This window comes from Yersinia sp. 2541 StPb PI, from assembly GCF_052217145.1.
In the GTDB taxonomy this organism is placed as follows: Bacteria; Pseudomonadota; Gammaproteobacteria; order Enterobacterales; family Enterobacteriaceae; genus Yersinia; species Yersinia enterocolitica_E.
Window position 1 is genome coordinate 3568149 of the sequence record NZ_JAZGQB010000001.1, and the last position, 25965, is coordinate 3594113.

Sequence of the window (25965 nt, forward strand, 5' to 3'; positions counted from 1 at the left end):
CAATTCCCTTCGGGAAAATCGAAAATTACAGAGCCTTCATTGTACCTTTCGGTAAAACGGCAGCAACGAAGTCACGTTTGATCATCACTTCAGTGGTGTCGTTCAGTGCGATTACGATATAACCCGTTTCCGCAACTTTAGTTACACGACCAAGTAAACCACCCGTGGTTAGCACTTCATCACCTTTACCAATAGAATCCATCAGTTTTTTGTGTTCTTTGGCACGTTTTTGCTGTGGACGCAGGATCATGAAGTAGAAAATAAGACCAAATACCACCAGCATAATCACCAGGGAGTACGGGCTGCTTTGAGCCGGAGCCCCAGCGGATGCGACAGCATCGGAAATGAAAAGACTCATTAAAATTCCCTCATTGTTATCAATATCAGTAATGTGAAATCAGTGCGATAAAACAGAAACGGTAAATCGTAACTGTTAGATCTACAAATACAAAGGCAATAATTTTAAAATCAGGCATTTAATGGCGGAACAGGTTTCCCAATCCGGCCATAGAAATCTTCAACGAAGACCTCTAATTTACCCTCTTCAATAGCCTGACGTAAACCCGCCATTAAGCGTTGGTAGTAACGCAGGTTATGAATAGTATTCAGTCGCGCACCCAGTATTTCGTTGCAACGGTCAAGATGATGCAAGTAGGCACGACTATAATTGCGACAAGTGTAGCAATCACAATGTTCATCCAACGTTGCAACATCATTCTTATGCTTGGCATTACGGATTTTTACCACACCGTCCGTCACGAACAAATGGCCGTTACGGGCATTACGCGTAGGCATCACACAGTCAAACATGTCGATACCACGGCGCACACCTTCTACCAGATCCTCTGGTTTCCCCACGCCCATCAGATAACGTGGTTTATCCGCCGGAATCTGCGGGCAAACATGCTCCAAAATACGATGCATATCTTCTTTTGGCTCACCCACCGCCAAACCGCCCACAGCGTAACCATCAAAACCGATATCTACCAGCCCTTTTACTGACACATCACGTAAATCTTCGTAAACGCCACCCTGAATAATACCAAACAATGCATTTTTATTGTTCAGTTCATCAAAGCGTTGGCGACTACGGGCAGCCCAGCGCAATGACATCTCCATCGAACGCTTGGCATAATCCCAGTCCGCGGGATAGGGGGTGCATTCATCAAAAATCATCACGATATCGGAGCCGAGATCGTACTGAATTTCCATTGATTTTTCTGGGCTAAGGAACACTTTATCGCCGTTGATCGGGTTTTGGAACGTCACCCCTTCTTCTTTGATTTTGCGCATCGCACCCAAGCTGAATACCTGGAAGCCGCCGGAGTCAGTCAGAATCGGGCCATGCCACTGCATGAAATCATGTAAGTCACCATGCAACTTCATGATTTCCTGACCTGGACGCAACCACAGGTGAAAAGTGTTACCCAGCAAAATCTGCGCACCGGTCTCTTTTACTTCTTCCGGTGTCATCCCTTTAACTGTGCCATAGGTGCCAACAGGCATAAATGCCGGGGTTTCTACCACGCCACGTTCAAAGATTAGACGACCACGACGGGCGCGCCCATCAGTTGTTTGTAATTCGTACTTCACATAACCTCCAGCATTAGAGAAACAGTCTAATGTTGTTATTGCCGGATCACACAATATGTGTGACCTAAAATTTACGGGTTAACCGTCTCTTGCGGTGCCCGTGGATTACGGCTGATAAACATCGCATCGCCGTAACTGAAAAAGCGGTATTGTTCCGCCACCGCTTGCTGGTATGCATTCATGGTATTTTTATACCCAGCGAAAGCAGACACCAACATTATTAATGTTGATTCAGGTAAATGGAAGTTGGTCACTAAAGCATCCACAACCTGGTAGTGATAACCCGGGTAGATAAAGATACGGGTGTCACCAAAGAACGGAGCAATCAGGCTGTTCTCTGCCGCCTTAGCGGCACTTTCCAATGAGCGTACCGAGGTGGTCCCAACCGCCACGACACGATTGCCACGCGCCTTACAAGCCAAAACAGCATCTACCACATCTTGAGGTACCTCTGCATACTCGGAATGCATGATGTGCTCTTCAATGGTGTCTACACGCACGGGTTGGAACGTCCCCGCGCCGACATGTAGCGTAACGAAAGCCATCTCAATGCCTTTCTCGCGCAGTGCGGCCAGCATTGGCTCATCAAAATGTAAACCGGCCGTTGGTGCGGCGACTGCCCCAGGGCGCTCACTGTAGACTGTTTGGTACAATTCACGGTCAGCATCTTCATCAGGGCGGTCAATATAAGGAGGCAAAGGCATATGGCCGACGGCATTTAGGATAGTAAAAACATCCCGCTCATCGTCAAAACGCAACTCGAACAAGGTGTCATGGCGTGCCAACATCGTGGCTCGAATACTTTCGTCATCGCCCAACAGCAGTTCAGCGCCCGGTTTAGGTGCTTTGGAGGCTTTTACATGGGCCAGTACACGATGATCGTCCAAAACACGTTCTACTAACACTTCAAGCTTACCGCCACTGGCTTTACGGCCAAACAAGCGCGCTGGAATAACGCGGGTATTGTTAAATACCAGCAGATCGCCGGGCGTCAGTTTATCCAGCAAATCGGTGAAAATGCCGTGCGTTAACGTTCCCGTCGGGCCATCCAGTGACAGTAAGCGGCAACCGCTACGCTGGGGCTGGGGGTAATGGGCAATCAGAGATTCCGGCAGCTCAAAAGAAAAATCGGCAACACGCATAGCTTTCCACTTGATATCAGAACAGACCCAGCTCACGAGTATGATTGGAGCCGGTTCACAAAAACAGGCCGCTAGTCTAGAGCCCTCAAGGGCTGGCTGCAAGAAATAAGGACAATTGGTGGTCATTTGCTATAGCCAAAATAATTGTCGTCGCAGCCAGGCAGTAAATGAACGCATCTCGATAAGCTGGCTCCCACCAGTGATTCAGTTGGCAAATCTGCCAGATGCGGATTTGAGCACGGCTTACAGTAGCTTCGCAGAGGTGGGCCAGGAAATTGACCGCGTAATGACGGCAGCTAACACCGCTGCAACTTCAAGTAAGAAGGGATATACTTTGCAGATGAATTTTCTCGCTCACCTCCATTTAGCCACACTGGCTGACAGTTCCCTACTGGGCAATCTGCTGGCAGATTTCGTCCGTGGTAATCCACAAGATGAATATGCCCCTGAGATTGTGGCTGGGATTATGATGCATCGCCGCGTTGATGTCATGACCGACGCGCAGCCGCTGGTCAAAGAAGCCCGTCGCTATTTTAGTGCTGATTACCGCCGAGTTGCCCCTATCACTCTGGATGTGCTGTGGGATCATTTTCTGGCACGTAATTGGGATAAACTGGTGCCGGACTACACGCTGCCCGGGTTTATCCAGCATGCGCAAAACCAGATTGTGCCCCATTTACCACAGACACCCGCGCGCTTTCAGCACCTTAATGCCTATCTGTGGCAGGAGCGTTGGCTGGAACGCTATGCTGAACTACCCTTTATAGCTGATGTGTTACAAGGTATGGCTAATCGGCGGCCCAAACTGGCAGCACTTGCTGGCTCTTTTCAGGATATAGAACAACACTATCAGCCGTTAGAACAACTGTTTTGGGCGTTTTATCCTGCCATGATGTTGCAGGCACAACGCCAACAAATCTAGCTTAAAACATCTTTATTTGTATGGTTATTACTACTAAGTCACTTGCGCTTTCTGCCAGAATGGGTATCTTAGCAAGACTACGAAACTAAAAACGTCGTAACGATAGGTAAAAGCTATCACAGCGATTGGTATTTATCCCTTTATTCATTGCGCTTAAATACCTATGCTGTGCCGATACTTTTAAGACAACTGGTTAATCCATCCCTATTAACAGGAGTAATTTATGGTTCTGGTAACTCGTCAAGCCCCTGATTTTACAGCAGCTGCTGTTCTTGGTAGCGGCGAAATCGTTGAAAACTTCAACCTGAAAAAACACCTGAACGGCCGCCCTGCCGTCCTGTTCTTCTGGCCAATGGACTTCACTTTCGTTTGTCCTTCAGAGTTGATCGCTTTCGACCACCGTTACGAAGAATTCCAGAAACGTGGCGTTGAAGTTGTTGGTGTTTCTTTTGACTCTGAGTTTGTGCACAACGCATGGCGTAAAACCCCAGTTGATAAAGGCGGCATTGGTGAAGTTAAATACCCAATGGTTGCTGATATCAAACGTGAAATTCAGAAAGCCTACGGCATTGAACACCCAGAAGCTGGCGTTGCACTGCGCGGTTCATTCCTGATCGACAAAAATGGTATCGTTCGCAGCCAAATCGTTAACGACCTGCCAATCGGCCGTAACATCGACGAAATGATCCGTACTGTTGATGCACTGCAATTCCACGAAGAACACGGCGAAGTTTGCCCTGCTCAGTGGGAGAAAGGTAAAGCAGGTATGGGCGCATCACCAGATGGCGTAGCTAAATACCTGTCTGAAAACGCCTCTAAACTGTAATAACAGTTTATGCCGCCCCTGATTTACTCGGGGGTATCAAGCCAGTCAGTTCACCCTGACTGGCTTTTTTTATACTGATATAAAACCAAACGACGACATACCAACAATACTGATATATCCCCAAAGTAATTGGAGTTGCAGCTAGGCGGCAAACGAGTAAATCCCGATGAGCTTACATAAGTAAGTGATTCGGGTAAACGAGAGCAGCTAACAACGCTGTAACTTCAAGTAAGAAGGGGATATTTTTGTGGCATATTCAGCCTCCTTGCCTTTCAGCAGGTAAGAAGCTACCGTAATGTTGCTAGGCATTAGGGAGCCTCGTATTGATTAACCTCAGTACGGGGCTTTTTCCTATCTGCTTTATGACAACAACTGTTTTTACCAAGGCACTTACAGCACTGGTTCAAACGATGCCCAAAGCAGACAGCTTCAAGCACCCGCCGCAGAGTCTATATAATAATCTTTTCCATTCCCAGCGTATCAAACCCGTAAATACTTATTTATTTTCAATAAGTTATTTTTATTTATCTTGGCGCCTTTCAAGCATAAATCAACCTATCTGCCAGGCAACAACTGACAAACTCTCCTTTCGCCGCCAATTAATTAGCAGCCATAAACATTAATTCTGCTATTAATTATTACTGGTGTGTTTTTTGCGCACACCATAAGCAGCGCTTTTAAGCTGCCAGACAAAAATGATCAGGTCATCCCTGGCGGGCAGGAACTAACAGGAGTCAGAATGTTGTTAAAAAAATGGAACAAACCCTTGGCTGTATTGGCTTTACTGGTCAGTGGTACACTGCATGCGGCCTCTACACCGGCGGTGGAAGCAAAACATGGCATGGTGGTGACCTCGCAATATCTCGCTTCACAAGTGGGGACTGATATTTTAAAAATGGGTGGCAATGCCGTTGATGCCGCAGTGGCGGTGGGATATGCACAGGCTGTCGTAAACCCATGCTGTGGCAATATCGGTGGGGGTGGTTTTATGACCATTCACCTTGCCGATGGAACTGACACATTTATAAACTTCCGTGAAACTGCACCAGCGGCTGCCAGCGCCGATATGTATTTAGATAAAGAGGGAAAAGTCACTAAAGATGCCAGCTTGTATGGTTATCTGGCAGCCGGCGTCCCTGGCACGGTATTGGGAATGGATAGCGCGCAGAAGAAATACGGTAAATTGACGCGCCAGCAAGTGATGGCTCCAGCAATCAAACTGGCCCGTGAGGGCTTTGTACTGACGCGTGCCGATACTGACATTCTGGACACTACCGTCAAACGTTTCCGTCAAGACCCTGAATCCGCGCGTATTTTCTTGCGCAAAGATGGTGAAGCACTGCAACCGGGAGATCGTTTAGTTCAGGCTGATCTGGCTGAAACCCTGAGCGCAATCTCGGAGCAAGGGCCGGATGCTTTCTATCAAGGTAAAATACCTCAAGCGGTAGAAGCCGCGGCCAAAAAAGGCGGAGGTATCCTCACTGCCGCTGATTTCGCCAACTATAAAATCACTGAAACTGCCCCTATTACTTGTAGTTATCGCGGTTATAAATTTGTTTCCTCACCACCACCCAGTTCCGGTGGAGTGACATTATGTGAAACCTTGAATGTGCTTGAAGGCTATGACTTAAAAAGCATGAGTTTTAATTCGGCTGCTTACATTCATACCCTGACAGAAGCCATGCGCCATGCCTATATGGACCGCAATACTTTCCTCGGTGACCCCGAGTTTGTTAAGAATCCGATTGATCGCCTGTTGAGCAAAAGCTACGCCGCCGATATCCGCAAGCAAATTGTTGCCAACAAAGCGACACCTTCGGTAGAAGTACAACCGGGGATGCAACCTCATGAAAAACCAGAAACTACCCACTACTCTATCGTCGATAATGAAGGTAATGCGGTCTCCACCACCTACACGGTTAACGGCCGCTTTGGTGCCGTGGTGATTGCCCCAGGTACTGGCTTCTTCCTGAATGATGAAATGGATGATTTCACCGTCAAAGTGGGCGAGCAAAACCTGTATGGTTTAGTACAGGGGGCAACCAACTCCATCGCCCCCGGTAAGCGCCCACTATCGTCTATGAGCCCAACATTAGTGACCAAAGACGGTAAGACATTTATGGTGTTAGGCTCTCCGGGTGGCTCCCGAATTATCACCATCACCCTGCAAACAGCCCTCAATGTCATTGACCATGGCATGGCACCACAAGAGGCGGTAGATGCACCACGCATCCATCACCAATGGCTACCTGATGAGGTATATTACGAACAACGTGGCGTATCCGCAGATAGCCTTAATCTGCTGAAAAACATGGGATATAAGATGGTCGAACAGAACCCATGGGGTGCAGCCGAGCTGATTCTGGTGGGTTTGGCCGGAGTGGAGGGTGTCAGCCCGGCCAACTCGGGGAATGACTCGGCAGTTTCCGGCAAAGTTCGTGAAGGTTACCTGTACGGCGCTAACGATGTCCGTCGCCCTGCCGGTGCCGCCATCGGTTACTGATAGTAATGGCTTACTAATGTAACTCATCCTCCATCAATATATCGATGGAGGAATTTACCACTTCATTATATACCCTAAATAATTCGAGTTGCAGGAAGGCGGCAATCGAGTAAATCCCGATGAGCTTACTCAGGTAAGTGATTCGGATGAACGAAAGCAGCCAACGCACATGCAGCTTGAAGTATGACGGGTATATATCACCAGGGTAATGACTGCCCCTGATAATCGATAAATCCATGCCCCCCTTTACCCGAAGCGTGCTCAATTTGGTCGACCACACCCTTCACACTGGTCGCAATAGTCAGGGGTGCCGCATCCCCGCCCATATCCGTTTTTACCCAACCGGGATGAATCGATAGCACCGTCAGAGCCGGATCGGCCACTTCAGCAACCAAACTACGGGTCATCATATTCAGTGCGGCTTTACTGGCTGAATAGAGAGGTTTATGGCCGGAGGCATTGTGACCAATACTCCCCAACTGAGAAGACATAAAGGCCAATACACTTTGAGTTGGATTACGTTGTGTCAGCAGATGCTGAGCGATACGGATAGGTGAAACGGCATTAGTTTGGAATAATTCCAGAATATCTTCCGGTTGCGCCTCAAGAGCTGATTGATGCTGCGGCCCAGAGATACCCGCATTAACAAATATCAGGTCGAATATCTGCCCCTGTACCTGTGGCAAAAACTGCTTAATACTTTCAGGTTTATTAATATCCAATGTTAGCCAATGGGCGGCATGGGCTGCGGTATCTTTCGCAACACCGCGTGTCGTCGCAGTCACTGACCAACCACGGCGATTAAGTTCGTCAACCAGCCCCAGTCCCAAACCTCTTGAGGCGCCAATGATCAATGCCTTTCGTTTAATTGTGCTCATATCATTTTCCCTTTGCTGAATATTACCTGCCCACTGTTTGGCCAGCCATACGATTACCTATCATATATATAATATCTCAACAAAAGGAAAAGCGGCGCTTGGCCGCTTTTAATCGCTATCACTGCTGGCTAACGATTAAGTTAGCGCTCACCAACACCACGCCACAAAGTGACACTCTCGCCAGCCAAGTGCAGATTGACGCCTGACTCAGTGCCATCCAGCTCAGATGAGCCTTCCAGACGCAGCCACTTAGCGACATTGAGTAAAGGGGATGCTGGCAACGAAACATTGATATCACTAATACGTTGTATCGCGACCATCACTCGTTCACGTTGGTAGCTACGAATAAACACCAAAGTGTCACCATTGGCATAAACCACCTGACAACCACCACGCCGCAGCGCCATGCTTTTGTGCCGTAGAGCCGCCAGTCGTTGGCATAATTTCAATAGGTCATTATCCCACTGAGCCTGATCCCACGGGAAGGGTTTGCGGCAGAACGGATCATTGCCACCATCAACACCAATTTCATCGCCATAAAATAAGCAAGGCACACCAATCCAGCTAAATAACCACACCAGCGCCATCTGCATCCGGGCTTTATCATTATTTAGTAGCGTGATAAAACGAGCAGTATCATGGCTGTCCAGTTGATTAAATAAACGCAACTGATGGCCGTGCGGCAATCCGGCTCGGTACTCATCCATCCAGTAGGCACAATCCTCAGCGTTGAGTTTTATTGGATGATAAGCCACATCCTGGCCCGCTAAAAAGCCACGCACCGGTAATGCAAAACCCATGTAATTCATTGCCGAATCTTCTACACCGGCATGTAACCAATTACGTGCATCACCAAAGTGTTCCCCCAGAATATAGGCCTGCGGATTTTCTTCTTTTGCTGCCTGATAAATACCGGCTAAATGGCGCAAATTCCCTTTTGCTCCGCCCTCCTCCCCCAACATATGCACTACATCTAACCGCCAACCATCAATGCTGTAAGGGGGGCGTAACCAATAACGCACCACACTATCGTCGCCCCGATAGATTTGATTTACCACGTCCTCACTCGCGAAGTTGAGTTTTGGCAAGCTGGCATTACCTTTCCAATCCAACGCTCGCCCATCGGGGAAGAAATTAAACCAGCCCCGATAAGGTGAGTCCTGATGATGACAAGCACCATTATCCCCTTGCTGGTGCCTATCAAACCAATGATGGGAATCACCGGTATGATTAAACACCCCATCAAGTACCAATTTTATGCCGGCCTCACGGGTAGCCAGACGTAATTGCAGAAAAGCCGCCTCGCCGCCCAGATAGGGATCTATCTGATAATAATCTTGCGTATCATATTTATGTACGCTGGGTGCGGTAAAAATTGGATTTAGATACAACGCAGTAACGCCAAGTTGTTGCAAATAAGGGATTTTTTGGCTGATACCCGCCAGGTCACCGCCATAGAATGTTGAAGCGGCATTAGTGTCATCCAATGGTTGTTGCCATGCACGACGAGCCACCGAATGACCCGCAGCGTGATGATGATAACTCCCATTTTGCACGCCGTGCTCACCCTGACTACTGGCAAACCGATCGGGGAATATCTGATAAAAGACTTGGTCGGCCACCCAGTCAGGGCCACTGTCGGGCATATCAATGGCAAACTGAGCCAGTTGCGCCGGAGGAACCCGCGAGAATCCCAGCGGGCCGAACCATTGTTGGTCGTCATCCCATAACAGTTTAAAACAGTAGCGCCGTGTAGGTTGCCCTTCATGTAAAGGCAGCGTCGCGCGATAACACCAAAAGCCATCACGCTGTTGGCCTTTCATCGTCAGTAGCCATTCTTCATTATCCGGTTCGCAGCGTAAGAAAACCTGTGCTGGTAATGTGTCGCCATGCAACCATTCGCCATGCAACCATAAAGTAATCTGTAATGCGTCGCCTCGCTGACGAACAAAAGGCGGGACCGGAAGATGCCAACCACTAAGCATAAAATTCTCCTGCGTTAACCAAAACCATTCCTGTTAAGGCTATCTGGTGCAGACATTAACGCCGCGACACATTCACCTGAGATAGGCGATTTATCTGAATATACAGCTCGCCGATATAAATAATGTCATGTAGTGGCTGCTTCCCCCTCATCTGTCACTATAAATATCAGGGATGAGATTGGGGGAGGAGAAGTATGTAGGTAAATAGCAGAATGCCCCAGATTGTATAGAGCAAAAAAAGCCGAGAAATCTCCCGGCTTGATAGTAGGTATTGACTCAGTATTATTCAGTTTCTTTGGCAAGCTCTAGCTGTTTCTTTTGATGGCGCACTTTCAAGTAATACCCCACCAACAGCAATGCAATCCACACTAACCCTACATACAGTGAAATGCGGGTTGTCGGGAACCAGCCAATCAGAGCGATGATAAACACCAGGAAAATGATTGCCAGCACCGAAGTAAAGGTGCCGCCACGCAGTGGGAAATCCAGCGCCTTAATCTGTTCTTTGCTTAATGAACGCCGGAAACCAATCTGGGAAAACAAAATCATGATCCATACCCATACAGTGGCAAAAGTCGCCAGCGATGCGATAACCAGGAATACATTTTCCGGCATGATGTAGTTCAGATAAACCGCAATCAGCATGGCAAACATCATCACCAACACCGTCACCCAAGGCACACCACGCTTGGATATTGCCGCAAAGGCTTTTGGTGCGTGGCCCTGTTCCGCCATTCCGTTCAACATACGCCCGACACCAAAGACATCACTGTTAATGGCAGATAATGAAGCGGTGATCACCACAAAATTGAGAATACCTGCCGCAACGGTAATCCCCATATGCTGGAAGGTCAGTACAAATGGGCTACCGTTCGTGCCCACCTGATTCCAAGGGTAGATAGACATGATGACAAACAGGGTCCCGACGTAGAACACCAGGATACGCCACGGCACTGAGTTAATTGCTTTCGGAATGGAGCTTTTTGGATTTTCCGCTTCTCCGGCGGTAATACCGATAATCTCAATACCACCATAAGCAAACATCACCAGTTGCAATGATAGGATCATGCCGACGAAACCGTTACTGAAGAAGCCGCCGTTAGTCCATAAATTATGAATACCGGTCGGCTGTCCACCGTTACCAATACCCCAAATAATGATACCAAACCCGGCCAGAATCATGATGATGATGGTGGCAACTTTAAAGAATGAGAACCAGAACTCCAGCTCACCGAAGACTTTGACACTCATCATATTAACTGCGCCAATAATCAGCACCACACTCAGCACCCATACCCAATGAGGCACGTCCGGGAACCAGACCCCCATATAGATACCGAAGGCGGTCACATCAGCAATAGCAACAATCAAAATCTCAAAGCAATACGTCCAGCCGGTGATATAGCCCGCCATTGGCCCAAGGTAATCTTGTGCATAGCGCGAGAAAGAGCTGGCCTGTGGGTTATTCACTGACATCTCACCCAACGCGCGCATAATGATAAATGCCACCACGCCACCGATCAGGTATGCCAATAACACACTAGGCCCTGCCATTCTTATCGCATCAGCCGAACCATAGAATAAGCCGGTACCTATTGCTGACCCTAATGCCATAAAGCGGATATGACGGGTCGTCAGGCCCCGTTTCAGCTTATTTTTGACTGGTAATTCCATGTACATTGCCCCGTCTTTTTTCAGCAAAAAGCCACGGGGATGAGCCGTGGCTAAAAAAAATCCTATAACTGTGCCGTTATTGCTTAGCAGCAACTTCCTGGCGACAGCAGAGGCGATCGTACAACCCTACGACGACGAATACCAGCAGGGAAGGCGATAACCACGCCAGACCTTGTTCAGCCAATGGCAGATGCTGAGTCCATTCAGGCAGGAAGTGCGCGAATGTAGAAGCCTTCACCGCATCAAGAATACCGAACAGCAAACTAACCAGCATAACCGGAGCCACGATACGTGAGGCATGATGCCACCAGCGCAAAGTAAAGCTCATCAAAACCAGCACGATGCATGGTGGATATATCGCTGTCAGCACCGGAATGGAAATCTGAATTAGGTGACTCAAGCCCAAATTCGATACCATCATTGAGAAGATACCGAGAATGAATACCAGCGCCCGATAAGACAGCGGCAAGTACTGAGCAAAGAATTCAGCACAGGCACACGTTAGGCCCACAGCGGTCACCATACAGGCAATGAAAATCAATGCGGCCAGGAACACACTGCCCAAACCACCAAAGGTGTGCTGAACATAAGCATGCAACACGACTGCGCCATTCTGTGCGTCAGGCGTCAGGCTGCCACTGCCACTGCCAAGTTTAAACAAGCTCAAGTAAACGAGCGTCAAACCGATACCGGCAATCAATCCTGCCCAAATGGTATAGCGCGTCAGCAGCCCTGCGGAAACCACTCCACGCGAACGGGCCGCATTGACGATAACGATACCAAAGACCAAGGCACCTAAGGTATCCATGGTCAGATAACCATTAACGAAACCGGAGGAGAAAGGCACGTTCTGATAGGCATCAGTGGCTGAAATCAACGGACCGGCAGGCCAAATCAACGCCGCGATACCCAAGATAGCAAGCGCCAGAATTTTCAGTGGGGCCAGAATATGACCGACGGTGTCCAGCAAACGCCCCGGATAGAGCGAAATGCCAATCACCAGCGCGAAATAAACCACACTATAAATAAACAGCGGCAACGGGCCATCACCAGTCAAAGGGGCGATGCCCACTTCGAAGGAAACTGTTGCGGTTCGTGGCGTGGCAAACAGTGGGCCGACAGCCAAATAACAGACGGTAGCCAGTACCAAACCAGCACTACGGCCAATTGGGCTACTCAGGGCATCAATCCCCCCGCCAACCCGGGCCAGTGCGATAATGGTAATAACCGGTAAGCCAACCGCGGTTATCAGGAAGCCAAGAGCTGCCCACCATACATGTTCACCCGATTGTAAACCAACCATCGGCGGGAAGATGATGTTGCCAGCTCCAACGAATAAGGCGAAGGTCATAAAACCTAATGCCATAATATCTTTAGACGATAAACGATGACTCATAGTGATGTGCGTTGCCTAGTTAAATGACCAAAAGGAAAAGTTCTAAGTTGTGGTCTTTCCTACGTGATCGAAACGATACAAAGCTCTGATAAACGCAAACTCCGGCGGTTAATAAGCAATCTATTTCGTCAGTATGCAGTGTTTTTGAAGTTATTTGCAGGTGGAATAGGCCAACAACGGCGCTAAGTAGACCGTTTATAGCGGAGAAAGGCAAGTCGGGATCATAAAAGCAGAGCCATCATCCAGATAATGTTATCAAACCAGTTAATCATGCCATGTTTTAAGAAATACACGCCATATGATTTGTATTATTTGTAGCCAGTCGTTAACAATTTACCGCCAATCTGGTGACGAATACTCAGGAGAGGTTGATCATTTTACGCACAGAAATGATGCAAGATTGCATAGGCAAAAAACGACGACTGAAACACCTTAATCAGTAAAACCTAACGCTTTTCGGGTGTGAATCAGTATCTCGGGAGGCAGGGGGAGATAACCGTCATGGGTGACCCTCTTTTGCCCCTCAGGTGATAGAACCCGCTCAAGGAACGCCGCAGTCAATGGCTCCAGTGGCTGGCCCGGAGCTTTATTGATATAAATATACAGATAACGTGATAAAGGGTAGCGGCCATCTTTAACATTCTCAGGAGTTGGCATCACAAAATCTTGCCCCACCGCCGCCAGTGACAACGGTTTAACACCACTGTTACGAAAACCAATACTGGCATAACCAATGCCATTCAATGAGCCAGCCACCGCCTGTACCACAGAGGCGGACCCAGGCAACTCATTGACATTATTTATAAAATCACCATCGCACAGTACCTTATGTTTGAAGTATCCATAGGTCCCCGAAGCTGAGTTCCGGCTATAACGTTGTAAGGAACGCGCCGCCCACGCCCCTTCCAATCCCAACTCACCAAAGCGCTGAATCTGGTGTGGCTCTCCACATCGGCGATTTTGCGAAAAAATAGCATCAAGCTGCGGTAAAGTCAGTTTGTTCAGTGGGTTATCCTGATGAACAAACACCACCAATGCATCAACTGCCACAGGAACTGCCAGTGGCGGATAGCCATAACGTTGAATAAATGCGTTGATCTCACCCGCTTTCATTGGGCGGCTCATCGGACCAAGCTGGGCGGCACCGACAGCTAACGCCGCAGGGGCAGTAGAGGAACCTGCCGCCTGAATTTGCAAATTAACACCAGGATAGTGATGATTAAAGTCATCTGCCCACAAGGACATCAGATTGGCTAAGGTGTCAGAACCCACACTGGAGAGGTTGCCTGATAAGGTATTGGTGGCAGGCACGGAAGCCATCGGCAAAACAGCAACCGGAGGGGAAAATACCGCTTCAGATTGCGCTAAAACGGCATGGCTAAACCATAGCATGACATGCAACAACGTCAGTTTTGCCCATTTCATCAGCTTGGTATCCATGCAGTTTTTAGGATTTGACTGCATTCTCGGCTAAAACTGCGGGAACAATCAATCGATTCGGCAAGGTAAAGATAAATCGAGTCCCCAGACCGACTTCGCTCATGACCTCTAAACGTGCATCGTGATGACTCAATGCATGTTTCACAATTGCCAGCCCTAATCCACTGCCCCCCGTTTGCCGTGATCGGGCTTTATCCACCCGATAGAACCGCTCCGTTAGCCGTGGAACATGTTCAGGACCGATTCCCGGCCCATTATCGCTGACCTGAAATTGTGCACCTTGTGGCGTTTGCTGCCAACACACCTCAATTTGGGTACCAACAGGCGTGTGATTGACGGCGTTATAAACCAGATTTGATACCGCACTGCGCAGTTGGTCTTCGTTACCAAACACTTTTAATTGGTCGTTAACCCGGAAGGTAATCTCATGTCGTCCGTTACTGAGAGCCTGAACTTCATGCTGTAACACTTTCAGCATCAACGGAATATCCACCCGCTCATTCATATCCACATTAGGTGCCGCTTCAATTCGTGATAGCGTCAAGAGCTGTTTTACCAATCCATCCATTCGCTTAGTCTGCTCTTGCATGGTCCCCAGTGCTTTATCCCGTAATGGCCCAACCAGCTCTTGGTCATTCATCATTTCCAGATAACCTTGCAACACCGTCAGTGGCGTACGCAATTCATGACTGACGTTGGCAAAGAAATTACGCCTTGCACCTTCCAACTGCCGCATCTGAGTAACATCACGGGCAACCATCAATAATTGCCCTTCTGAATAAGGCATCACACGAAATTCGACGTAATAACCATTGTTCAGTTGCAGAGTCAACGGGCGGGAGAACTCTTGTTGTTGCAGATATTGGCTGAATTCTGGGTAGCGCAATAAATTAAGGATATGTTGGCCGTTATCCTCCGGCCAACGAAACCCTAACAACTGCTGAGCTAAACCGTTACACCAGAAGATATTGCCATCAATTGTGGTAATAACTACCGCGTCAGGCAATGATTCGGCACCACTGCGGAAACGTTTGATAAGCAAAGCCAGTTCGCGCCGACGCCGACGATTTCGCAACTGCATTTGGTACAAGCCGTAAAATAAAGGCTCCCAGCTCCAGCGACCAGCAGGTGGTGTCATGCTACGGTCTAACCACAACCAGTGAGATAACTTAAGTTGATTATAGAAATTCCAAACCAGCGCCGCGACAGCTGAAATCAGCAATAGCCACGGAAGATAGCCGATGAAGGCACCCAGGAGTAATGCAGGCAGACAAAAAAGAGCCAGCTCGAGAGCCAGCGTTTTCCATGATAAGCGTTCTAACACAACGAATTCTCCGGCACTGAAAACTCAGTAGCGCGTTGAGAAACGGTATCCAGTTCCCCGGACAGTTTGTACCATTCTGTCATGACCATCAATTTCAAGCGCCTTGCGTAGCCGACGAATATGCACGTCAACCGTACGATCTTCTACATAAACGTTAGTGCCCCAAACATAATTAAGCAACTGTTCACGGCTGTAAACGCGCTCCGGGTGGGTCATAAAGAAGTGCAATAACTTAAACTCGGTCGGCCCCATATCCAGCGCTTGCTCATTGGCCATAACCCGATGTGAGGAAGGATCAAGGCTTAGCCCTTGCATTTCAATAACTTCCTCAACAGCCATCGGCGATATTCGGCGCATCACTGCTTTAATACGCGCAACCAGCTCCTTCGGCGAAAACGGCTTGGTAATATAGTCATCTGCGCCCACTTCCAAACCGCGCACCCTATCCTCTTCTTCGCCACGGGCCGTCAGCATCATCACCGGAATATCTCTGGTCAACGCTTCACGTTTCATATGTTTAATGAACTGAATACCCGAGCCGCCAGGTAACATCCAGTCCAACAACACTAAATCAGGGAAAGGCTCCGACAGACGAGTTACTGCGCTGTCATAATCTTCGGCTTCTAATGGTTGGTAACCATTCTGTTCCAACACAAAGCACACCATCTCACGGATTGGCGCTTCATCTTCCACCACAAGTATGCGTCTTGCCATCATCAACCCTGCCAGTATGTTAGTGGTCACTATTTGATTTCGGGAGCCATTATGCGTCAGTTTTGTGACATTTTTATGAAAAACATCACGCTTCTACTAGCAATAAGCATAGTGATAAATTTCATGATAATTGCAAAACACAGCAGTCAAGTTTGCGAGACGTCTCGGAGATTTTCCTCCTAGCCTTTTTTTAGCCGCGACATCCGGCGGGCAGCGTTTATAATCAGCGCCATTATCTTTGACTGATAACCTGCCGTGCGGGAGATTTATGCGCATTATTCATACCTCTGATTGGCATTTAGGCCAGCATTTCTTCACTAAAAGCCGCGCTGCTGAGCATCAGGCATTTCTGCACTGGCTCATTAATCAGATCGAAGAAAATCAGGTAGATGCGCTAATTGTAGCAGGTGATATCTTTGATACTGGCTCCCCGCCCAGTTACGCCCGTGAGCTATATAACCGTTTCGTGGTTGAGCTCCAACCCACTGGCTGTCAGTTAGTGGTATTGGGGGGTAATCACGATTCTGTGTCAACACTGAATGAATCACGGGGTTTGCTCTCTTATCTCAATACCACCGTTATTTCGTGCGCCAACAGCAATCTCGATCAACAAATCATTATTCTAAAAGACCGCCAACATCAACCTGCGGCTCTGCTGTGTGCGATCCCGTTTTTACGGCCAAGGGACTTAGTCACCAGTCAGGCGGGTGAATCTGGAGGGCAAAAACAACTGGCTTTACAAGAAGCGATCGCGGGCCACTACCAGGCACTGTATCAGCGGGCGGTTGAATTGCGTACCGAACTGGGTTTGCTACTGCCCATTATTGCCACCGGGCACCTGACTACCGTTGGCGTCACCACGACAGACTCGGTTCGCGATATCTATATTGGTACATTGGATGCTTTCCCCGCGCAGGCATTTCCACCAGCAGATTACATTGCTTTAGGCCATATTCATCGCGCCCAGCAAGTGGCTAAAACTGAACATATCCGTTATAGCGGCTCCCCCATTGCTCTCAGTTTTGATGAATTGAGCAAGGAGAAGAGCGTCTATCTGGTGGAATTCCACCAACAGGCACTGGCATCAGTTACCCCTCTCTTCATCCCACAATTTCAGCCAATGCAATTAATTAAAGGGGATTTAGCGCAAATAGAGCAGCAACTGGCTCAATTCTCTGAGCATCAAGGCTTACCCGTATGGCTAGATATAGAAGTTGCCACCCAAGACTATCTTACTGATATCCAACGCCGTATTCAGGCTCTGACCACAGAGCTACCGGTTGAAATTGTATTGTTACGTCGCAGTAAAGAACAACGTAACAACAGTATCGAGCGGCAGGAAAAAGAGACACTCAATGAGCTGAGTGTTACCGATGTGTTTGAACGCAGGCTGGCGCTGGAGCCAGACTTAGCCGAGCCGCGCCAACAGCGGATGCGTCAAATGTTCAATCAGGTGGTTGATGACATCACGCAAGATAAAGATGCCGCACAGGAGCAGCCTGCATGAGGATTTTAAGCTTACGTCTAAAAAACATTAATTCTCTGCAAGGGGAGTGGAAGATAGATTTCACCGCCGAACCTTTTGCCAGCAACGGTTTATTCGCTATCACTGGCCCGACAGGCGCAGGCAAAACCACACTGCTGGATGCCATATGCCTTGCGCTATACCACCAAACACCACGTTTGACTGTCACGCCCAGCCAAAATGAGCTAATGACACGCCACACAGCGGAGTCACTAGCCGAAGTTGAGTTTGAAGTAAAAGGCATCTGCTATCGTGCATTCTGGAGCCAGCGGCGGGCAAAAAACAGCCCGGAAGGCAATCTGCAAGCCCCTAAAGTTGAGTTGGCGCTATGCGACAGCGGTAAAATCCTGGCCGATAAAGTGCGTGATAAGTTGGAGATGGTTGCAGCGATCACCGGCCTGGATTTTGGCCGTTTCACTAAATCAATGATGTTATCGCAAGGGCAGTTTGCTGCTTTTCTCAATGCCGATGCCAATGACCGTGCCGAATTATTGGAAGAGCTAACGGGGACTGATATCTACGGGCGGCTATCTGAATATGTCTTTGAGCAACATAAACAGGCCAAGGCCAATCTGGATGCTTTACATCAACGTGCCAGTGGTATTGAACTGCTCAATGAAGAACAGCGCTTGGCATTAACGCAACAAATCGATGATCTCCACCAACAAGAAAAGCAGCTTGTTTCAGCACAATCAGCGAGTCAAAACCAAATAAACTGGTTAACCGGCTGGCAAAGACAGCAACAGAATCTACAAGAATATCAGCAGCAGCAAACAATTATTGAACAAGAATATCAGCAGGCACAACCTGAATTACACCGGCTGGCCCGTAGTGAACCGGCTGAGAAGTTGCGCCCTTTACTGCGTGACTGCTCACTCAGCCAACAGGATGCACAACAGACACAGCTGCGTATCACCGCGCTGACCCAACAGCAGCAACAGCTTCAGAGCCAACTAACCCCCCTGGCTCAAGCTCTGGAACAAGCCAATACCGCACGCCAACAACAGGCGGCCAAGCAGCATGAACAAGAAACACTGATTGAGCAAAAAGTGGTACCGCTGGATAACCTTATCGCGCAACAACAGCACTCATTAGCGCAATTTGCCACTCAATTGCAGCAATTGCGCGGCAAAGAACAACAAGGTAGACAGCAACTTGAGTTAAATGAGCAGCAGTTGCTAAAGACGCATCAGCGCCTGCAACAATTAGCTGAATATGCACAGCAATATCCCCACCATCAACACTGGGTAAAGTACCTACCGTTATGGCGCGAACAGTTCCGCCAATTGCACATACAGCACCAGCAGTCAGTGGCTAACGAGCAGCAATTACAGCAGCAAGCCTTATTACTGAGCAGCTTGCAACAGCAAGCGACCACATTAAATGAGCAGGATAAACAGCAACAGGCCGTATTAGTACACGCGGCCTCGCAAGCAGGTAGCATCCAGCAGCAATTAGCAGCATTCGAGCAGCAACAGCCCGCAACACAATTGCGCCAACAACTTGACGAGTTGCAGCAACAGCGACCGGCCCGGCAACAACTCGCCACATTATCGCCTTTAGCACAACAAGTTCAGGCACAGCACGATAAACAACAGCAACAATTCACCAGCCAACAGCAGCAATTAAAACAGCTTGAACAGCAGTTAGAAGAAAAACGTCAGCGCTACAAACATCAAAAACAACATCATGCTGATCTGGAAGCCTTGTGGGAACGCGAAAATCAGATAGTCAGACTGGAAGCGGAAAGAGCCAAACTCCAACCGGGAGATGCCTGCCCACTATGTGGCGCATTGGATCACCCCGCTATCACTGCGTATCAGGCGGTAAAACCGTCGGAAACAGCCGAACGCCTCGAGAAACTGCGCCGTCAGGTTGAACAACTCGCCACTGAAGGCTCAGAATTAAGCGCACAAAAAAACAGTATGCAGCAACAGCAGCAGCATCTAGAGCAAGAGTTACAGCACAGCCGCCAGCAATTGGCCGATTATCAACAGCGCTGGCAGCTGCTGGCGCAACCTCTGGCGTTGACATTTGCATTACATGAACATGCAGCATTAATGGATTGGCTGGAACAGCAGGAACAATCAGAGCAACACTGCCAGCGGAAATTGGCTGAATATGAGCGACTAAACCAGCAATACCAACAAGCTAAAGATGCTCTGGCTCAAGCAGAACAACAGCAGCAAAAACACTTGCAACAACTGGCATTAATCACTCAGCGCCAGCAAGATACTCAGCAAGCCCAACAGAAACTGCAGTTACAGCATCAACGCCAGCAAGATGATTTAGCTCAGATGCGCCAAGACTTCAATAATAGTTTGGCTGATTTATCATTATCAGTACCAGCAGCAGACCAGCAGCAGAGTTGGCTGACTCTGCGGGAAGAGGAACACCAGCGTTGGCAGCAGAATCAGCAAGAACAACAACAGTTGGTTCTGGGGCAAAAAACACTGGAAACGCGGATTGAAGAAGAGCGTCGCCATTTACAAGAGTGCATTGACCAGTTATCGGCGCTCACCCAACAACACCAACAGGCTGAAACCCTATTACAACAACAGAGTCAGCAACGTCAGGCACTGTTTGGTGATATCAGTACTACTGAGGCTCGTCAGGTGTTGCGCCAACAACAACAGCAAGCTGAGTTGATACAACAGAATGCGGCAGAAATCCTGCAACAGACTCAGTCCCAGCTAAACCGATTAACGGGGGAGCTGGCGGGCTTAGAGCAACAATATCAGCATAATCAGCAGCGCGCTGCCACCGCTCAAGCTCAATTACAGCAAGCACTGGCGATCAGCGAGTTCGAGGACGAAGCCGCCTTAAACGCCGCACTGCTGGATGAAGAGGAAAGGCAACGTTTGCAGCAATTAAAACAGCAATTGAGCGAGCGACAACAACAAATCAACATCCGCCAGCAACATGCCGGTGAAGCGCTGGAGCAACTATTACAGCAGTGTCCGGCGGGTGTCGATAAAGCATCTGAATTGGTGGTATTGCAACAGCAATCAGAGCAATTGTTGATGCAACTAAAGGCCAATACATTACGGCAAGGCGAGTTACGCAATCAGTTAGAAAGCGATACAGCGCGCCGTAGTAACCAGCATGCACTGTTTGAGCAAATTGAGCACAGTCAGCAGCAATATGAAGATTGGAGCTATCTCAATCATTTAATTGGTTCCAAAGAGGGTGATAAATTCCGCAAATTTGCTCAGGGTCTGACACTCGATCATCTGGTCTATCTGGCAAACAACCAGCTCAGCCGCTTACATGGCCGCTATTTGTTACAACGCAAAACCAGCGATGCATTAGAGCTGCAAGTTGTGGATACCTGGCAGGCGGATGCAATACGAGATACCCGCACCTTATCTGGGGGCGAAAGCTTTTTAGTCAGTTTGGCGCTTGCTCTGGCGCTGTCGGATCTGGTCAGCCATAAAACCAGCATTGACTCTCTGTTTCTTGATGAAGGCTTTGGTACGCTCGATGCTGAAACACTGGATACTGCGCTGGATGCTCTGGATAGCCTGAATGCGTCGGGCAAAACCATTGGAGTCATCAGTCATGTTGAAGCAATGAAAGACCGGATTCCAGTGCAGATTAAAGTGAAGAAAGTCAACGGACTGGGCGTTAGCCGCTTAGACAGTATCTTCCAGGTCAAGTAGGTATAGCAAAACTGCATATTAACCAGCGTCATTAGCAGCAAACGAGCTACAAATCGGTCGGGAACCGATTTGAACAGCATTTATGCTAGCCCGCAGGGTGAGCCTCAAGGATGAGGCTCATTAATCCCGATGAGCTTACACAAGTAAGTAATTCGGGTGCACGAGAGCCGCTAACAACGCTGTCGTGTCAAAGACAAAAAGTATTACCCAAAAGCATTGGCATTACAGCTAGGCAGCAAACGAGTAAGTCCCGATGAGCTTACACAAGTAAGTGATTCGGGTGCGCGAGAGCCGCTAACAACGCTGTCGTGTCAAGGACAAAGAGTATTACCCAAAAGCATTGGCATTACAGCTAGGCAGCAAACGAGTAAGTCCCGATGAGCTTACACAAGTAAGTGATTCGGGTGCGCGAGAGCTGCTAACAATGCTGTCGTGTCAAGGACAAAGAGTATTACCCAAAAGCATTGGCATTACAGCTAGGCAGCAAACGAGTAAGTCCCGATGAGCTTACACAAGTAAGTGATTCGGGTGCGCGAGAGCTGCTAACAATGCTGTCGTGTCAAGGACAAAGAGTATTACCCAAAAGCATTGGCATTACAGCTAGGCAGCAAACGAGTAAGTCCCGATGAGCTTACACAAGTAAGTGATTCGGGTGCGCGAGAGCTGCTAACAATGCTGTCGTGTCAAGGACAAAGAGTATTACCCAAAAGCATTGGCATTACAGCTAGGCAGCAAACGAGTAAGTCCCGATGAGCTTACACAAGTAAGTGATTCGGGTGCGCGAGAGCCGCTAACAACGCTGTAGTGTCAAGGATGCTGGGTAATAGCAGGCCACAACCAAGCGGCCCCACGCACACCACTAGAATCGCCATGAAGTGCTTTGCGTACCGGGGTCTGGCACTCACCACCAAATATCCATGGGCTGATTAGCGCGGGCAAGGTTGCATATAGCCGCTCAACATTGCTCATGCCACCTCCTAATACCACCACATCTGGGTCAAACAGATTAATGACATGGGCTAACGACTTGGCAAAGCGTTGTTCATAATGACTCATTGCTTGCTCTGCGATGGCATCCCCTTGTGCTACTAAGGCGATAATTTCGTGGCCTTTAAGCTGCTTGCCACTCATACGAAAATAATCTGTCGCAAAGCCGGTGCCGGAGACAAAAGTCTCAATACACCCTTTTTTACCACAATAGCAGGCTACTTCCTGTTGATATTGCCGCTCTTCATCATTTTGCCACGGTAAAGGGTTATGGCCCCATTCACCCGCAATACCATTGCCGCCAGCATGTACCCGGCCATCAATAGCAATACCAGAGCCACAGCCGGTACCAATAATGGCCGCAAATACCAGATGTTTCCCCGCCCCCGCACCATCGGTAGCCTCTGATACCGCCAAACAGTTAGCATCATTTGCCAATCGCACTGGGCGGGAGAGTAGTTCTGATAAATCCTTATCTACCATCTGACCATTCAGCCACACTGAATTGGCATTTTTTACTTTGCCTGTAAACGGAGAGAGAGTCCCTGGGATACCCACCCCCACACTCCCCTGCTGGCCCGTCGCCTGCTCCGCATCTGCAACTAACGTTGCAATCGCCTGCAAGGTATTTTGATAATCGTGGCGGGGTGTATCAACCCGTTTACGAAATAACTCCTGCCCGTCGTTGGCCAATGCGATGACCTCTATTTTGGTGCCACCCAGATCTATACCAATGCGCATAGCGCTTTACCTCATTGACAGGAAAATTCATTGTTGGTGATAACCGATTTTATCAAAAAATAAGGCCCTGCTTGCCAAAAACGTGACGACAATAAAAATCTTCTTCTTTCAGTTTGGACAATACACCCCAGTGACACAATCTTTGTCGCCCGCTATTTTGCATTCTGTCGTGTTTGAATCCCTGTGGATTAAAATAGCGCTCAGCCGATGAGCGGTTGGCTCTGTTTTTTTCTTATTCTTTTTACTAGGGGCCGAGGCGTCAATTCGTTATCATGCCGCCCTGCGTTTGATTAACTCGCGCGCTCCAGGCGCGCCCGAGCCAGGGATAACACTATGTTGTGGTTTAAGAATTTAATGGTTTACCGTTTGAGCCGGGAAGTTTCACTATCTGCGGATGAAATGGAGAAACAGTTAAGCGCCCTCAGTTTCACGCCGTGTGGCAGTCAGGATATGGCAAAAACGGGCTGGGTATCACCGATGGGGTCGCATAGCGATGCATTAACCCATACGGTTAATGGCCAGATTGTCATTTGTGCCCGCAAAGAAGAGAAAATCTTGCCATCACCAGTGATTAAGCAAGAGTTGCAAGCCAAAATTGAGCGCCTGGAAGGTGAACAGCATCGTAAACTGAAAAAAACTGAAAAAGACGCATTAAAAGATGAAGTTTTGCACAGTTTATTGCCACGCGCATTCAGTCGCTTTAACCAAACCTTTTTGTGGATTGATACCGTCAACGATCTGATTATGGTTGATGCTGCCAGCGCTAAACGGGCTGAAGACACCTTGGCATTGTTGCGTAAAAGTCTGGGTTCCTTGCCGGTGGTACCACTGACCTTAGAAAACCCTATCGAGCTGACGTTAACCGAGTGGGTGCGTAGTAAAGAATTGCCCGCCGGATTTGCGCTGATGGATGAAGCTGAGTTGAAAGCCATTCTGGAAGACGGCGGCGTGATCCGTTGCAAGAAGCAGGATCTATTCAGTGATGAAATCGCAGTACATATTGAAGCGGGCAAGCTGGTCACTAAACTGGCACTGGATTGGCAGGAACGCGTTCAATTGGTTCTGTCCGATGATGGCTCACTTAAGCGTCTGAAATTCGCTGACACGCTGCGTGAACAGAATGATGATATTGATCGGGATGATTTTGCGCAGCGCTTCGATGCCGATTTTATTCTGATGACCAGTGAACTGGCCGCCTTAATTAAAAATCTGATTGAAGCCTTGGGTGGCGAGGCTCAGCACTAACTTAGGTGCATAACACAGCTTAAGCTGATATCGCCCTTTCGCGATGAGAGGGCGAGTATCTGAATTCTTTAGCTCAAATATTTACACAGATACGAAGATGCTTCAGCAACTTGCAGGTTAAACTCACTTTCCCCTGGAATGTAGAAGGTTTCACCTGGCTTAAACACTTCCCAGCCAGCCGAACCAGGAATCAGTACTTTTAAGCAGCCGGTGATCACCGTCATTTCTTCCGCTTTAGCCGTACTGAAGGTGTACTCTCCCTTTTCCATCACCCCAACGCTAGCTTGCCCAATGCTGTCACTGTCAAAACCAATAGATTTCACTTTCCCGGTAAAATACTCATTAAATTTCAGCATAGTTTTGTACCCGCGTCTTAATCAAGATTGAGCTTTCATATTAGGGTTTCTATAAACGCTCTGTCACTGATTATTATGGCGAAATGGGATCATCGCCGGATTCACTCCCGAAGTTGTGGATAAAGCGTACAATTTAGCGGCAAATAGCCCTATTGGGGCCGGTAAATAGCTGCCATATGGTTGAAAATTAGCCATAGCAAACACCTTCACAGTTGTCGTGAAGGTTCATTTATCGAAATAAGAGTGGTATTAGAGGTTGCGTAAGATGTACAGCGCCAGCGAGGTTTCAAAAATCACAATCAATATTGACCAGAACGCTGGCATAAAATTGGTGTGTTGGTGAATAAAGGATTTGAAGGTTTTCATCGGCCCGCCTTGATCGGCCTTGCCTTAAGGGGCATTTATCAACGCAAACGATTTACGCTGAAATGATTACGTAGGTGATAATTGTACGCTTCGTATAATTATCAGGCAATCAGGTGGGCTAATTATTCATCGGATAAATTACGCTTACTTTCCCAGCTACTTTACGGTTTCATCAGTCAGAAGCTGCAAAATTTGTTCAACAACATCTTGCGGCGCTTGAGTCGCATCCAGCACATAGTGGGCAACCTCTTGATACAAAGCTTCCCGGCTAGCCAGCACATCCTGCATTTCCTCTACGATCGGTTTACCTGTAAGACTTGGTCGCTGGGCATCTTCCGGGGCTTCGGCTAATCGTTCAGCCAACACATTCGCTGATGCGCGTAAATAGATAACCTGCCCATGCTTACGCATAAAAGTACGATTCTCAAGAGCGAGCACCGCACCGCCACCGGTTGCAACAACAGTTTTAGGCGCAGTGACAGCCTGTAGAGCCATACTTTCCCGCTGGCGGAAACCCTCCCAGCCTTCGCGAGCAACCACTTCAGCAACACTCAACTGTGAGGTTTGCCGCATAAACAGATCAGTATCTATAAAACGATATCCCAACGCCTGTGCCAACGCCTTCCCTACCGTTGTCTTACCCGCACCGCGCGCGCCTACCATGAAGATAGTCTGTGTCATTACTT

The 25965-nt window shown here is 48.4% G+C and carries 20 protein-coding genes; 6 read left to right on the plus strand and 14 right to left on the minus strand.

Annotation, left to right across the window (positions count from 1 at the left end):
• Nucleotides 1-25: 25 nt before the first annotated feature.
• From yajC to queA, 3 genes are all read right to left on the minus strand, one after another.
• Nucleotides 26-358 carry a preprotein translocase subunit YajC gene (gene yajC / locus V1953_RS16125; RefSeq protein ID WP_005166605.1) on the minus strand — a complete coding sequence of 111 codons (333 nt, stop codon included), beginning with the start codon at nt 356-358 and terminating at the stop codon, nt 26-28.
• Between the two features lie 110 nt (nt 359-468).
• Nucleotides 469-1593: a tRNA guanosine(34) transglycosylase Tgt gene (tgt, locus tag V1953_RS16130; RefSeq protein WP_083160069.1), complete on the minus strand. Its 1125-nt coding sequence runs from the start codon at nt 1591-1593 to the stop codon at nt 469-471.
• 71 nt (nt 1594-1664) lie between these two features.
• A complete protein-coding gene (gene queA / locus V1953_RS16135) occupies nt 1665-2735 on the minus strand; it encodes a tRNA preQ1(34) S-adenosylmethionine ribosyltransferase-isomerase QueA (RefSeq protein ID WP_442821212.1) in 1071 nt (356 codons plus the stop codon).
• 340 nt (nt 2736-3075) lie between these two features.
• Between queA and V1953_RS16140 the strand changes: the two genes are divergently transcribed.
• The 3 genes from V1953_RS16140 to ggt all read left to right on the plus strand — a co-directional run bounded on the left by V1953_RS16140 (nt 3076) and on the right by ggt (nt 6986).
• On the plus strand, nt 3076-3657 hold the full coding sequence (locus V1953_RS16140; RefSeq protein WP_083163835.1) for an acyl carrier protein phosphodiesterase: 582 nt from the start codon (nt 3076-3078) through the stop codon (nt 3655-3657).
• 223 nt (nt 3658-3880) lie between these two features.
• Nucleotides 3881-4483: a peroxiredoxin C gene (locus tag V1953_RS16145; protein ID WP_004393160.1), complete on the plus strand. Its 603-nt coding sequence runs from the start codon at nt 3881-3883 to the stop codon at nt 4481-4483.
• 739 nt (nt 4484-5222) lie between these two features.
• Entirely contained in the window at nt 5223-6986 is a 1764-nt protein-coding gene (gene ggt / locus V1953_RS16150) for a gamma-glutamyltransferase (RefSeq protein WP_442851121.1), read from the plus strand.
• A 197-nt stretch (nt 6987-7183) separates the two neighbouring features.
• Here the strand turns inward: ggt and V1953_RS16155 are convergent, their stop codons facing one another.
• The 7 genes from V1953_RS16155 to phoB all read right to left on the minus strand — a co-directional run bounded on the left by V1953_RS16155 (nt 7184) and on the right by phoB (nt 16397).
• Complete coding sequence (locus V1953_RS16155; RefSeq protein WP_442851122.1) at nt 7184-7864, minus strand: SDR family oxidoreductase; 681 nt, start codon at nt 7862-7864, stop codon at nt 7184-7186.
• A 140-nt stretch (nt 7865-8004) separates the two neighbouring features.
• Nucleotides 8005-9849, minus strand: coding sequence for a maltodextrin glucosidase (gene malZ, locus V1953_RS16160; RefSeq protein ID WP_442851123.1), 1845 nt, complete (start codon nt 9847-9849; stop codon nt 8005-8007).
• Nucleotides 9850-10131: 282 nt separating this feature from the next.
• On the minus strand, nt 10132-11523 hold the full coding sequence (proY, locus tag V1953_RS16165; protein WP_083160079.1) for a proline-specific permease ProY: 1392 nt from the start codon (nt 11521-11523) through the stop codon (nt 10132-10134).
• A 76-nt stretch (nt 11524-11599) separates the two neighbouring features.
• Nucleotides 11600-12919: a branched-chain amino acid transport system II carrier protein gene (gene brnQ, locus V1953_RS16170; RefSeq protein ID WP_083160081.1), complete on the minus strand. Its 1320-nt coding sequence runs from the start codon at nt 12917-12919 to the stop codon at nt 11600-11602.
• Nucleotides 12920-13351: 432 nt separating this feature from the next.
• On the minus strand, nt 13352-14344 hold the full coding sequence (locus V1953_RS16175) for a PstS family phosphate ABC transporter substrate-binding protein (RefSeq protein ID WP_372568758.1): 993 nt from the start codon (nt 14342-14344) through the stop codon (nt 13352-13354).
• Between the two features lie 22 nt (nt 14345-14366).
• Nucleotides 14367-15683 (minus strand): phosphate regulon sensor histidine kinase PhoR, encoded by a 1317-nt coding sequence (gene phoR / locus V1953_RS16180; protein ID WP_083160085.1) that lies wholly within the window; start codon nt 15681-15683, stop codon nt 14367-14369.
• A 24-nt stretch (nt 15684-15707) separates the two neighbouring features.
• On the minus strand, nt 15708-16397 hold the full coding sequence (phoB, locus tag V1953_RS16185; RefSeq protein WP_025377384.1) for a phosphate response regulator transcription factor PhoB: 690 nt from the start codon (nt 16395-16397) through the stop codon (nt 15708-15710).
• A 268-nt stretch (nt 16398-16665) separates the two neighbouring features.
• On the opposite strand from phoB, the gene sbcD reads away from it, so the two are divergent.
• Both sbcD and V1953_RS16195 read left to right on the plus strand, forming a co-directional pair.
• On the plus strand, nt 16666-17904 hold the full coding sequence (sbcD, locus tag V1953_RS16190; RefSeq protein WP_083160087.1) for an exonuclease subunit SbcD: 1239 nt from the start codon (nt 16666-16668) through the stop codon (nt 17902-17904).
• Complete coding sequence (locus V1953_RS16195) at nt 17901-21584, plus strand: AAA family ATPase (RefSeq protein WP_442851124.1); 3684 nt, start codon at nt 17901-17903, stop codon at nt 21582-21584. The genes sbcD and V1953_RS16195 overlap by 4 nt, the downstream gene beginning before the upstream one ends.
• 807 nt (nt 21585-22391) lie before the next feature.
• On the opposite strand, the gene mak is transcribed toward V1953_RS16195, so the two are convergent.
• On the minus strand, nt 22392-23312 hold the full coding sequence (gene mak / locus V1953_RS16200; protein ID WP_372568755.1) for a fructokinase: 921 nt from the start codon (nt 23310-23312) through the stop codon (nt 22392-22394).
• 333 nt (nt 23313-23645) lie between these two features.
• Between mak and rdgC the strand changes: the two genes are divergently transcribed.
• On the plus strand, nt 23646-24557 hold the full coding sequence (gene rdgC / locus V1953_RS16205) for a recombination-associated protein RdgC (RefSeq protein ID WP_083160093.1): 912 nt from the start codon (nt 23646-23648) through the stop codon (nt 24555-24557).
• Between the two features lie 68 nt (nt 24558-24625).
• On the opposite strand, the gene ppnP is transcribed toward rdgC, so the two are convergent.
• From ppnP to aroL, 3 genes are all read right to left on the minus strand, one after another.
• Nucleotides 24626-24913 carry a pyrimidine/purine nucleoside phosphorylase gene (gene ppnP / locus V1953_RS16210; RefSeq protein WP_005189270.1) on the minus strand — a complete coding sequence of 96 codons (288 nt, stop codon included), beginning with the start codon at nt 24911-24913 and terminating at the stop codon, nt 24626-24628.
• Nucleotides 24914-24976: 63 nt separating this feature from the next.
• Nucleotides 24977-25108, minus strand: coding sequence for a hypothetical protein (locus tag V1953_RS16215; protein ID WP_265331634.1), 132 nt, complete (start codon nt 25106-25108; stop codon nt 24977-24979).
• 327 nt (nt 25109-25435) lie between these two features.
• A complete protein-coding gene (aroL, locus tag V1953_RS16220) occupies nt 25436-25960 on the minus strand; it encodes a shikimate kinase AroL (RefSeq protein WP_083160095.1) in 525 nt (174 codons plus the stop codon).
• Nucleotides 25961-25965: the final 5 nt, after the last annotated feature.